Consider the following 12297-nt stretch of genomic DNA (forward strand, 5'->3'; position numbering starts at 1 on the left):
GATATGGACTTTTAATACGCTTAAATCGCCAATTTAGATCAATAGAAAATCCCACAGCAGCTTGAATAAAATCAATACCTTTGTTTAAGAAAATTCATTAAAATTGATAGGAAAGACTAAAGCCTCCTTGCGGTTGTACACGCCAATCTTTTTCTGTCGATCCCCAGACTTGATTTGAATATTTTGCTTGTGCAAATAAAGATACAGACAATGATTTATCCAACTGATAACTTAAATTCAGTTGAGGTAAGGTGAAAAGATTATATGTATTTTTATAATTTCCTTCCGTCACCGTAGGCCCCACCCACTCATACATTTCATTACTCAATAAAAACGGACTCCACGCTGCTTTTTTATTTGATGCAATCCAAGGATCCATACCACCAATAAAATTAAATTTCAGCTGTGTTTTATCATTAAACTCATAAATGGTTTTATTATAGTTTAGGTAAGCCAATATCATAAAATAATTGGCATTTTTATATGTCTGATCTTCATTTTGAAGGACAAAACTACCTGCATACCACTCTCTGAAAGCATAAGCATTTAAAGTAACTGAAAAGTTAGCAGGCAATTCCCAATTAGACAAAAAGCTTAAACCTACAGTATTGCTATGTGCCGTTGAACCTTCCGAATTCCACCCATATATATATAGGGGCGTAAGCGCAAATTGTGTCGCTTTTATATATTCTGAAGAAGGAAGATAACTTGAAAGATCAAAACTGGTTTGTGCCATTGCATAGGTTTGACTGTCTTGGCTAAAACTATTTTGATATTTCAACATTAAGGAGGAAGACCAATTCACTTGAGTATTTTCAATATTTCCATTGTTATAATTTAATGTCACTAAAGGAATACTATAACGATTATTTTGCTGATTCTCTAAGCCTTTATAATCATACAAATTCCATGAACGATCCCAGTTAACTCCCAAACTCCACTTCGGTAAAAAGTTATAGTTAAATGCAATAGATGGATGTACTTCAGACGTTTTATATTTTCCTGCATTACCATAAAAAATTTGCGTAAAGTCAATAGACCCGTTTGGGCTAAAAACTTCATCTTGAGCATTTGTTTGAAAACAAATACTCATTACACAAGCCCCAATAAGTGATGTGATTAATTTCATTCATGAATCCTGAATTTGATTTCGAGCAAAAGCTGAATCTTTATATTGAGAATTTAGAATATATTATTTGTAATGTTTATTTTTACATTTATTATTAATAAAATATGATAAATATATTCTTTTATTAATTTTCACTAAAAGCAAATAATAAAATTAAAAAATCATATATATTCATCAAAACATAAAATTTTACATATTTTTTAGTGATTCTGAATCATTAATCTTCTTTATCATTAAGCACCTAATTTAAACATATGAACTTTGGAGAAATATAGATTTAGTAAACAATAGATTTGCTATTTTTATTCAATAAAGTCTGAGAAGGTGATTCTCCAAATAAACGTTTATAATCACCTGAAAACTGAGATAAATGCCAAAACCCCCAATCAATCGCAACATCACCAATCGTCACTTCATCTGGAGAATTTTGTAATATTCTTCTGACCGCATTTAATTTCAGAGTTTTTAAAAATAATGCTGGACTTTGTCCAGTAATTTGTTCAAAGCAATTTTGTAATGTTCTGCGTGATGTAAATGTAATACGACAAAGATCCTCTATGGAATAACATTGATCTTTATTATCTTGTAATATTTCATAAACCTTTTTGACCACATTTTTTGCTTTTTGTTTAGAAACTTTAAGCGGTTGGTGATGTTTATTTAATACACTGAGATATTGATCGCCCAATTCTAATATCTCAGATTTTACTTGTTGTTTTGTTGCAAAATTTCGAATCGAGTGCGTATTTTCAAGCACGTTAGCCAACAATTTTATAAATTGTTCATAAAATACTTCACTATATTCACATCCTAAAACATGACCATATTTCGCATGATCGAATTGTAAATTATGATTACTTAGTAAATGAAATGGGATTGATAAACAAATAAATGTGCTATTTTCAGGAGACAATAACATAATTTCATCTTGATCATAACAGGTTAGAATTTCATGCCCTGTAATATTTTTCCCCAACCAAATTGCATTATTAGAAAGTTGTGAAAACATTCCTATACATAGTCCGTTTTTTTTCGCTTGACCTTGTTGAAAAATAGAAGGTTTTATTTTTTCCTCATAAATTTGTATTCCATCAAATGAAATTTCACGAAGGTAGCTTTCAAACTTTCCAGTCGAAATTTGATCATATGTTAATACCCAATCATTTAAGATTTCCAAATGTACATAGGAATCGGTAATACACTGATTTTCATTGATCGCTTGTCGTTGCATCCGTTCTTCTCATTGTCAAATGAAGTGCATTGATTCCTATCAATGCAAGATATAAGCCACTCTTCCCTAAGATTGACCCTATTTTTTCATTTAGTTAATATTTTAACTAATCTTATCTGTAGTTCATTATTTATTCAATTCATTATATCGAAAAGATTTAAACGCTGTAAAAAATTTTGCTTAATTTAATCTCATATTCAAATTCAATCATTCTTTAGATCATAAAATATGAGGTGCCAAGCAAAAAATAATTAACTATAGGATTATTCATCCTATAGTTAATATACATCGAAATAATTATAGATACTTAATAAGTTTCTTTAATTGTTTAAACTTTTCTGGTTGAATAATTTGAATAATTTGAGCCCAGATAATCCCAAGAAAAACGATTCCAAAGACAAACCATGGAACAAGTTGAATGATTGGCGATTCACTCCCACTTAGCGTTTTAATATTTTGTACAACCAGCACTAAAACACAGCTCATTCCAACCAAGGCCAAAAAGGGTGCAATCGTGCCGCTCCATAATGATGCATTCAGTTGTTTGTTTTTTCTAAAGAAAATAATTACAGCAACTGAAACGCCTATTTGTAAAATTAAAATCGCCATGCTTGCAATGACAGATCCCCATGCAAAAACATCGACCATTGGATCTAAGTTTTCAATTCCTGCAAAAGCTAAAATTGCAATAATAAATAATCCTTGAATAATACTCGCTACATACGGTGTATTATTACTTGCATGTGTTTGTGCTATTTTAGACCAGATTAATCCATCACGCCCCATGGTAAATAAATAACGTGCAAGTGAATTATGAAATGCTTGTGTTGCAGCAAATAAACTGGTGATTAATAACACTGACATGATTTGTATAGACCATGTCCCTAAGCTACTTTGTGCAATGTTATATACCATCATTCCAGGATCAGCAGCAGCAACTTCAACTAACGTTCCCTCTCCGACATATTGAATTAAAGCCCATGAGGTAATTGCGTAAAAAACGGTAATTAAACAAACTGCAATAAAAGTAGCACGTGCGACTGTTGTTTGTGGGTTTTTACATTCTTCTGAATAAATTGCTGTTGCTTCAAAACCAATAAATGAACAAATTGCGAATACAAGAGAAATACCTAAGTTACCACCCAAAAAAATATCAGGAGCAAATGAGTTATAGGTAAATTCTGTCGTTGATTTTAAAATTGTAAAATCAAGCAGTAAGACAACTCCTATTTCAAACAATAATAGAATGCCCAATACTTTACCGCCAATCTCAACTTTTAAAATGCCCAAAATCACCACAAGACATTGCATTAAAATAGCATATATCCACCATGGGATTTGAATTCCCCATTGCGACTGAACAAACTCATTGGTAAAAAAACCAAACATTGTACTGACTGCTAATTGAATTGCGACATAAGCTAATAGTGCTGCATTTAAGCCCCCCAAACCACATCGCACTCCAATTCCTTGAACAATATAGGCATAAAATGCACCTGCATTTACCACATATTTACCCATGGTCACAAAGCCAAAACTGAATAATAAAAGTAATATTCCTGCCATAATGAATACACTCGGAACACCGACGCCATTCCCTATAAAAAAGGTAACAGGCAATGCACCGATAACCCCCGTGAGTGGGGATGCGGCAGCGACTACAAAAAATACTACTGTAAACAGCCCTAAACTTCCTTGTTTCAATGAATTATTGTTCGTCATCTTATTCTCCATGAACAACTTATCCATTTAGTCTATGAGTATTCACCTTAAGGTATTATCAAAATTGAGCACTTTTTAATATTTAAACTTTAATACTAAATAGCACAATATTTCATTTCAACGCTATACCCCTATTTATAAAGTATTTTTATATAGTTTAACGTTTTAAAATTCATCAGATTACTAAAAATTGCTCAATTTTGATAACACGAATATGAAGATCATTAGATGATAAATTGTTATGGAAATAATGACATCTGGACTTATCTTTATATGGAGTAATTAAGATATGCAACCAAGATCATGGAATGAATTTGTCGATCACTTTGTCTCTGCATTAAGTAGAGTTGTTCCGCTGCAAAGCTTTTTTGCCTATCAAGTTGAATTGCCTTCAACCACACCCAGCTTAAATGCTTATTATTCAAAAAACATTTCGGAGCACTCTATTGGACGCTATTTAAATGATATGTGCCAATATGATCCTATTAACGTTCTAAATCAGCCTAAAAATCAAAACAGTATTATTCAACTCAAGCATCAAGATATTCCTGAACCTTATCATCACTTTTTAAAAGATAATCATGTTTTAGATAATATCGAATTGGTATTTAAACCTGATCAGCGCAGTTATGTCGGCATTAGCTTAATACGTAGTGACAATGAACAAGCGTTTAATCCACAAGAAATACAAATCATTAAAAGTTGTTATGATTTAGCACAATATAATACGAAGCGACCGTTAAATACAGATGCTAAGTTTGAACTTTCAGAAGAAATTACTCAACTTTTAACGCGATCTGAACGTCAAGTATTAAATCTCATTTTGACCAGCAAAAAAAATCAAGAAATTGCCGATGCCTTATTTGTTAGTCTTGCGACAGTTAAAACACATATACATCACATTTTTCAAAAAACCATGGTCAAAAGCAAACGTGAATTAATTCTAAAAGCACTCAAGATACAATAAATTCAATCATCTACTTTGTTTAAAATAACATTGAGTTTTGAACAAATATACATGAGCTAAGCTAAATAGAAGCTAGCTCATGTGACATCACTTATAACCGTTTAAAACTATAAGGGGTTGGATCGATGATTGGTTGCTGTTGAGAGATTAAATCTGCGGCCAAATACCCTGCTGCTGGTGAAGTTCCAAAGCCATGCCCAGAAAAACCTGTTGCAATTGTTAAACCTTGAATATGATCAATTGAATCGATCACTGGGTTTGAATCTGGTGTGACATCAATCATACCTGCCCAAGTATTCTCGATTTCGACATGTTTAAACATCGGCCATGCCGCTTGTAAATTAAGCAACGCATCTTGATTTAAAGATTCATTTGCCAATGGATCCATCATGCGTACTTTCTCAAATTGTGTCACGCTATCTTTAGACCATTTTTTCGCAGTAAGTAAATCTTGAAAAAAGTATTTTCCAAAAGTAATGTTGAGGAAACTTCGTTGTGCTTTTAATTGTTCCCAGTATTTACTGCCCAATAATAAATGATCAAGCGTCATCGGAGCATCTAATTTTCCACGCTGAGTAATGATGTAGCCGCCATCAATATGCTTTCTAAATGAAAAATTCCCTGCACCAACAGCAATTTCAGTTGGCCCTTTCATAGGTTTTGTTTTAAAGACGGAACAAATTAAAGGTAAACTTGGTAACGAAATTCCTAAATTTCCAAGAAAACGGCGTGACCAAAAACCACCTGCCAACAATACTTGCTCACAGCTTATCTTGCCTTTTTCTGTTTCTACACCATATACCTGACCATTTCGAATATCTAAATGACGCGCTGCACATTGCGTGACAATCACCACACCTTTCTTTATTGCTGCTTTTGCAATTGCACTTGATGCGAGTGTGGGCTCCGCTCGACCATCCGATGGTGTATACAATGCTCCTGCCCAGTGACCCTGTCCATGTGGAACTAATTCATCCACCTCTTTTGCACTAATAATTTTAGAATCTAAATTTAAATGTTCAACAGATTTCAGCCATTTTTTTTGCAATTCTATTTGTGCGTCACTATTGGACAAGAACATAATGCCAGCTTGGCGATATCCAACTTCACCATCTACGCGTTCATTCATTTCTGACCATAATCGGTCTGATGCCACTGCTAAAGGTACATCATCTGCAAAACGATTGGTTTTGCGTACCCAACCTAAATTACGTGATGATTGCTCACCTGCTATTTGTCCTTTTTCAATCACTACGACAGAAATATTACGTTCTGCAAGTGTTAAAGCAGCGTTCAAACCAACAACGCCACCGCCAATAATGACAACTGTTGCTGTTTTAGGTAATACACTTGAAGTCTGCACTGGCACAATCGTTGGAACCATTCCATCTTTCCTTTTATCTTGATTGTATTTAAGCTTTTTTGACTCACATCTGAGTCAAAAAAGCATGCAATTCAAATCTAAGCAATTTTAATATGCTCTAATTCTAATTGAGCAGCACCGCGATAGGCAGTTACTTCCAGCTCCACCTTATATACTGTCGAACCTAATGGCGGACAAGTAACGGTAGTGGCTGGATTAATTCCTTTAAATTTTTGACCAATAAACTCCATGACTGTATTCGTATCTGTTGGATCTTGTATAAACACCCGTGACATGACTACATCTGCCAAAGAGGAGTTCACTGCGGCTAATGCCGTTTCAATATTGGCAAAAACTTGCTTTGCCTGTTCCAAAACATCTTCAGAAATTAATTTAGTCTCAGGATTACGACCTGCTGTGTTGGATACATAAATCCAGTTATCTACCGCAACCAATCGTGAATAACTGCCTTTTTCTTCAAAAGCTGAACCTGTATTAACTTTCGTGATTTTACTCATTTTTACTGTCCTGATTAATTTAAAATAATAAAATGCATTAACGTAATGCTGGGGTTTCCCACAAATTCAGTTTGATTCCAATCCCTTTTTCTAAGGCATTTTTATACACCACAGAAGCCCAAGCCACATCTTCTACTGGCATCCCGCCCACAGACATCAAAATAATTTCATCATCGTTTTGACGTGCTGGCGCTTCTTTTGCGACAATTTTGCCAAAATCTTCTAATTCTTCAGCAGCAATTTTGCCTTCTTCAACCAAATCCATAAATTTCACACCAATTAATGGCACGACATTATGTGCAGGTCTTGGTAACTCTTCAAACCACGCTTCATACATCCCTGGATTATCAAGAACTTTACGAATATCTGATGCTTGCATTGCTTCATCAATATTGCATACAGCAGGCATCGCCAAGAATGCACCTTTTTTAACCCATTCTCTTTTCACCAATGGATAGGTATTTGGATCACCGACTTCACCAGAATTACAGTACGTTACAATGTCCGAATCACGTACAACTTCTTCAACCGTATCGACAATTTGAATATTACTAATTTGTGGATAGTTCTCTTTTAACCAAATAACAAACTCATCAATACTCTTTTGGCTACGACCTTTTACTTTAATGGTATCAATATTCGGTCTAACAGCAATAAAAGCAGCCACAGATGTACGTCCCATAACACCCGGTCCCACAAGTCCAATTACTTTTGCATCTTGACGTGCTAAGTATCGAGCACCCACGCCTGGAATTGCACCTGTACGATATGCCGATAATAAATTTGCAGACATATGGGCTAATGGAGCACCTGTATCTGTATCACTTAATGTGAACATTAGAATTGAACGTGGTAAGCCTTTGTTACGATTTTCAATATTTGAACCATACCATTTCACACCAGTTTGACAAAACTTACCGCCTAAATAGGCAGGCATTGCCATGAAACGGCGGTCTGCTGTAGGTTTTGGCATATTTGGAAAAGATGAATTTTCTGGAAAAACAATCATTGCACCATGTGAATCATTATTGGGTCCAGCCATCCGATAATCACCGTGATACAGTAAGCTGAACATTTCTTCCATCGTATCTACACATGCAGGCATATCAGTCACGCCTGCTTTAATCATGTCTGCTTCAGACAAATAGATAAAATCAATTTTTGTATCTTGCGTCATAGCCTTTCTTTCCCTAGATGCATATTTTCCAATGAAGACTCAAAACTAAGTCCAATATCTCAGACAAAATTTTAAAAACCCCAGTTCAATATGTTTTTTAACTCATCAATTTAATGATTTAAAATTATGATAAGTGCGTGGGAAAAACATCAACCATAGGGTTGATTTCAACGGCATTGTTTTAGCGACTGATCATTGTGTCGCCATAATCTTATTTTTTAAGTATTAGGAATAACTAAATCTATCCTTAGCATCATTCATTTTTCGCAATATTTTTAGTTCATCCCATTTATAATTTAAATTATAAGATATTGATTTATAATAATTAAAAACTCATCAAGTTATTCGAGAAAATATTTTTTCAAACCAATTCATTAGATATATAAAAAATAAAACGACTGTATTCAGTCGTTTTATATCGTTCTCATCATCTAAAAATTAATGTGAAACATTCGCAATGGCTTTTGCAACAACTTCAATATTTCCAGTATTCAATCCTGCAACACAAACTCGACCATTACGAATCAGATAAACGCCATATTTTTCACGAATTTCTTCAACTTGTTCAGGGCTTAATCCTGTAAAGCTAAACATGCCTTTTTGGTTCAATAGATAGCTAACATCGAGCTTAGGATTAATTTGCTGAATTGCTTGATGTAAATCAGATCGCATTTGTAATAAGCGTTTTAACATGACATCAACTTCAGACTTCCACTGCTGATACAGTACTTCACTTTCTAAAATGGTACGAACCAATTGAGCACCAAAGCGAGGTGGATTTGAATAATTCATTCGAATGGTGGCTTTAAGCTGACCTAAAACACGACTTGCAATTTCAGCAGATTCACATACTACAGACAATGAACCTACACGTTCACCGTAGAGTGAAAAAACTTTAGAGAATGAATTACTCACAAATCCAGTGAGTCCAGATTGAGCCAATGCACGAATGGCATAAGCATCTTGCTCAAGACCATCTCCCAAACCTAAATATGCAGAATCCAAAAATGGAATTATCTGTTTTTCTTTAAATAAATTGAATAATTGATCCCATTGAGCAGGAATTAGATCTAAACCTGTCGGGTTATGACAACATGCATGTAAAAGTACAATGCTATGCGCTGCTAAACTTTCGAATGTTTTCAGCATACCTGCAAAATCAATTTCACTTTTCCCTTGATTCAAATAGGGATAACGCAATACTTCAAAGCCAGCACCAGCAAAAATTGCTTGATGATTATCCCAAGTGGGTTGGCTTACATAAATTTTTGCATCTGGATAATATCGTTTAAGAAAATCGGCACCAACACGTAGTGCACCTGAACCACCCACTGATTGCACAGTGACAATACGCTCTGTCACAGATGTTGATTGTTCACCAAAAATATGACGCTGTACAGCTTGACAATAACGTGCATCACCACTCATTGGTAAATATAAATTTGCTTCTACAGGCTGTTGATCTAAAAATTCTTTTGCAGCTTTAACAGAATCTAAAACAGGAACATTTCCCACCTCATCATAATAAAAGCCAACACTTAAGTTCACTTTTTCGCTACGTTGATCCTGATTAAAATCATCCATAAGTGATAAAATTGGGTCACCAGGATATGCTTCAACATGTTCAAAAATCATTTAAAATACTCATTTCTTCAGGCTTATAGGCTTGTAAATATTAAGTTCATTGCGAAAATGATAAAAACAATTCCTATGAAAGTTTCAAATTTTCTCCCCATGCTTAAAAACTTATTTCGAACAATAGGTTGGGAAAATAAGACCGCTACTACAATAAACCATAATGCATTAATCATACACATCCAAATACCATAAAATATTTGAATTTTCATCGGTGTTTGCGGATTCACCAACGTTGTGAAAATCGCAAGAAAAAAAATGGTCGCTTTAGGATTTAATGCATTGGTCATAAAACCTATGCTAAATGCCTTCCATTGGCTTAAAATCTGCGTACTGCCTATATTTTCATTTGAGTCAATAACACTCGATGAGTGATTACGTAATAATCCCCAACCTAAATAAATCAAATATAAAGCACCACAAATACGAAATATCGACATCAACCATGTATGGTGTTGAATAATCAGCCCTAATCCTACAAGTGTATAAAAAACATGAATTGAAATACCTGCGCCTATCCCAATCGCCGTAATAGATCCGATTCTTACGCCAAAACGAATCGTATTTCTCACTGTAATCGCAAAATCTGGGCCAGGTAAAATTACCGCAAGAAAATGAACTAAAGCCAATCCTAAAAACTCAATGCCATATTGTGCCCACATATTATTGCTGCTCATCAGGAATTTTATAATGAATCGTCAGTTTATTTTTCTTTAACTTAGATTCCGTCAGGGTAATTTCAATAATTTCAGACAAAAATTCTACATGCGTTCCACCACATGGATATGCAGGTAAAAAACCAAAATTCACTTCACGATAACCCTCTGCATTTGTTTTAATAAAGCATTGCAAATGATCTGAAATATATTGATTACATTGCGTTTGTAAAGACTGTAAATCTATCTCTTGAGCGTGTTCTTGTTTTATAAATTGTACCTTCGCCTCCTCTGGCCAATGCTGAGCCTTTATTGGTGTCCAACCTAATTCTTGTACTAGATGTCCAATTAAATGCCCAGCAGAATGTAAACGACTATAATATTTTCTTTGCGCCTCATTCACTTGAGCAAAAGCCTGCCCTAAACAAATCGGCTGCTTACAATAATGAATAATTTCATCACCTTCAATCGCAACATGTTCAACCGAAATATCCTTAATATTTCCAGTATCACTTGGTTGCCCTCCACCCTGTGGATGGAAAGGTGTTGCTGAAAGCTGCACAGCAAAAAGACCATTGGGCACTAAAGAACATGCTAAAACACTCACATCAGCACAAGTAGCACCTAATAAATATAAAGCCTCAGTCATAATCATCTCTAAAAATATTGCATAAAAAGATTATATAAATATTGCCTAGAAATGATAATCTATCCAAAAATCAATTCATTTTTGCCCTATGAGCACAAATCAAAGTATTTCATTGCTACAAGAAATGGCTATTTTTGTTAAAGTTGTTGAGACAGGAAGCTTCTCAGAAACAGCTCGACAACTTGGAAACACACCATCGGCAATTAGTCGAGCAATATCACGATTAGAACATGCACTCGGAACTCGTTTGTTGCAAAGAACAACACGTAAATTACGTTTAAGTGAGAGTGGGAAACAAGCTTATATTCATTGCCTTGAAATGGTAAAATCCGCTCAAGCTGTCATTGAAAGTTCAGGTAAATTTGATTCAGAACCACAAGGTATTGTTCGAATTAGCGTACCTAAAGCTGTGGGACATTATCTACTTCATCCTCATATTCCAGAATTTTTAGAATATTATCCGAAAGTTGATATTCAAATGCTTTTGGAAGATAAACTCATAGACTTTATTGATAATGAAATCGATCTTGCAATCAGAATTACCAATGAACCACCTTTAGGATTAAAAGGGAGAAAATTAATTAAAATTGATCATGTTCTTGTTGCAACACCTGAATATATAGAAAAAAATTCTCTGCCACAGCATCCTCAAGATTTAAAGCATCATCAATGTATTTTTTTGGGCGAACAAGCAAGTGACTCAAAATGGAGATTTCAAAAAGGGAATAAAACAATAAGTGTTACGGTAAAAGGACGCTATTCAGCAAATCATACAGGTATAAGGTTAGATGCAGCATTACAGCATATGGGAATTGCAAGTTTACCTTATTTTGTTGCTCAGCATTATTTAAAAACACAAGCCTTAATTCAAGTTCTACCAGATTGGTATTTCAAAACTTATTACAGTGGCGATGCTTGGTTACTCTACCCACCTACACGCCATTTGGCACCCAAAATAGAAGTATTCATTCAATTTCTAGCAAAAAAACTTGCTGTAAATACTACTTATTTAGAATAATTTTTTAATTGCTCAACCTGAAAATATATTTAAATTTCATGATTTAATAAAGTACATCCACAGAATACAAAGAATAAATCAATTAAAAATAAAGTACTTACAAATAAAACCGCAATTTAATCTTAAAAAGACACTCACTGTGTGTATCTTTCTTTAAGTTTTAGACACGCCTCAAAATCTTATCAATTTCTTTTCATGCTCTAGCAAACAGGATCATTTTTAGTATAAGCTT

Annotated in this window: 11 protein-coding genes; 2 read left to right on the forward strand and 9 right to left on the reverse strand. The window is 34.2% G+C overall.

Going from position 1 to position 12297, the window contains the following annotated elements; translation table 11 throughout:
* Positions 1-97: 97 nt before the first annotated feature.
* The 3 genes from B9T31_RS02710 to B9T31_RS02720 form a co-directional block, all read right to left on the reverse strand.
* Positions 98-1129: a hypothetical protein gene (locus tag B9T31_RS02710; protein ID WP_086180437.1), complete on the reverse strand. Its 1032-nt coding sequence runs from the start codon at positions 1127-1129 to the stop codon at positions 98-100.
* A 277-nt stretch (positions 1130-1406) separates the two neighbouring features.
* Complete coding sequence (locus B9T31_RS02715; RefSeq protein WP_086180438.1) at positions 1407-2360, reverse strand: helix-turn-helix domain-containing protein; 954 nt, start codon at positions 2358-2360, stop codon at positions 1407-1409.
* Between the two features lie 297 nt (positions 2361-2657).
* Positions 2658-4082, reverse strand: coding sequence for an APC family permease (locus B9T31_RS02720; RefSeq protein ID WP_086180439.1), 1425 nt, complete (start codon positions 4080-4082; stop codon positions 2658-2660).
* A gap of 289 nt (positions 4083-4371) precedes the next feature.
* On the opposite strand from B9T31_RS02720, the gene B9T31_RS02725 reads away from it, so the two are divergent.
* On the forward strand, positions 4372-5049 hold the full coding sequence (locus B9T31_RS02725; RefSeq protein WP_086180440.1) for a response regulator transcription factor: 678 nt from the start codon (positions 4372-4374) through the stop codon (positions 5047-5049).
* Between the two features lie 91 nt (positions 5050-5140).
* Here the strand turns inward: B9T31_RS02725 and B9T31_RS02730 are convergent, their stop codons facing one another.
* From B9T31_RS02730 to B9T31_RS02755, 6 genes are all read right to left on the reverse strand, one after another.
* Positions 5141-6433, reverse strand: a complete 1293-nt coding sequence (locus tag B9T31_RS02730) for an NAD(P)/FAD-dependent oxidoreductase (RefSeq protein ID WP_086180441.1) — start codon at positions 6431-6433, stop codon at positions 5141-5143.
* A gap of 77 nt (positions 6434-6510) precedes the next feature.
* Positions 6511-6930: a RidA family protein gene (locus B9T31_RS02735; protein WP_086180442.1), complete on the reverse strand. Its 420-nt coding sequence runs from the start codon at positions 6928-6930 to the stop codon at positions 6511-6513.
* Positions 6931-6967: 37 nt separating this feature from the next.
* Complete coding sequence (locus tag B9T31_RS02740; protein ID WP_086180443.1) at positions 6968-8107, reverse strand: tyramine oxidase subunit B; 1140 nt, start codon at positions 8105-8107, stop codon at positions 6968-6970.
* Positions 8108-8545: 438 nt separating this feature from the next.
* On the reverse strand, positions 8546-9739 hold the full coding sequence (locus B9T31_RS02745) for an aromatic amino acid transaminase (RefSeq protein ID WP_086180776.1): 1194 nt from the start codon (positions 9737-9739) through the stop codon (positions 8546-8548).
* Positions 9740-9765: 26 nt separating this feature from the next.
* Positions 9766-10404 (reverse strand): LysE family translocator, encoded by a 639-nt coding sequence (locus B9T31_RS02750; protein ID WP_086180444.1) that lies wholly within the window; start codon positions 10402-10404, stop codon positions 9766-9768.
* Position 10405: 1 nt separating this feature from the next.
* Positions 10406-11047, reverse strand: a complete 642-nt coding sequence (locus B9T31_RS02755; protein WP_086180445.1) for a hypothetical protein — start codon at positions 11045-11047, stop codon at positions 10406-10408.
* 88 nt (positions 11048-11135) lie between these two features.
* Here B9T31_RS02755 and B9T31_RS02760 point away from each other — a divergent pair, with 88 nt between their 5' ends.
* A complete protein-coding gene (locus B9T31_RS02760; protein WP_086180446.1) occupies positions 11136-12065 on the forward strand; it encodes a LysR family transcriptional regulator in 930 nt (309 codons plus the stop codon).
* Positions 12066-12297 lie beyond the last annotated feature (232 nt).

The sequence above is a fragment of the Acinetobacter sp. ANC 4558 genome (genome assembly GCF_002135375.1).
In the GTDB taxonomy this organism is placed as follows: Bacteria; Pseudomonadota; Gammaproteobacteria; order Pseudomonadales; family Moraxellaceae; genus Acinetobacter.

Bases quoted from the DNA above. Each gene is read 5' to 3' on its own strand.
- B9T31_RS02750 (WP_086180444.1), bottom strand. From the start codon at position 10,404: ATGTGGGCACAATATGGCATTGAGTTTTTAGGATTGGCTTTAGTTCAT.
- B9T31_RS02740 (WP_086180443.1), bottom strand. From the start codon at position 8,107: ATGACGCAAGATACAAAAATTGATTTTATCTATTTGTCTGAAGCAGAC.
- B9T31_RS02725 (WP_086180440.1), top strand. From the start codon at position 4,372: ATGCAACCAAGATCATGGAATGAATTTGTCGATCACTTTGTCTCTGCA.
- B9T31_RS02710 (WP_086180437.1), bottom strand. From the start codon at position 1,129: ATGAAATTAATCACATCACTTATTGGGGCTTGTGTAATGAGTATTTGT.
- B9T31_RS02715 (WP_086180438.1), bottom strand. From the start codon at position 2,360: ATGCAACGACAAGCGATCAATGAAAATCAGTGTATTACCGATTCCTAT.
- B9T31_RS02730 (WP_086180441.1), bottom strand. From the start codon at position 6,433: ATGGTTCCAACGATTGTGCCAGTGCAGACTTCAAGTGTATTACCTAAA.
- B9T31_RS02760 (WP_086180446.1), top strand. From the start codon at position 11,136: ATGAGCACAAATCAAAGTATTTCATTGCTACAAGAAATGGCTATTTTT.
- B9T31_RS02755 (WP_086180445.1), bottom strand. From the start codon at position 11,047: ATGACTGAGGCTTTATATTTATTAGGTGCTACTTGTGCTGATGTGAGT.
- B9T31_RS02735 (WP_086180442.1), bottom strand. From the start codon at position 6,930: ATGAGTAAAATCACGAAAGTTAATACAGGTTCAGCTTTTGAAGAAAAA.
- B9T31_RS02720 (WP_086180439.1), bottom strand. From the start codon at position 4,082: ATGACGAACAATAATTCATTGAAACAAGGAAGTTTAGGGCTGTTTACA.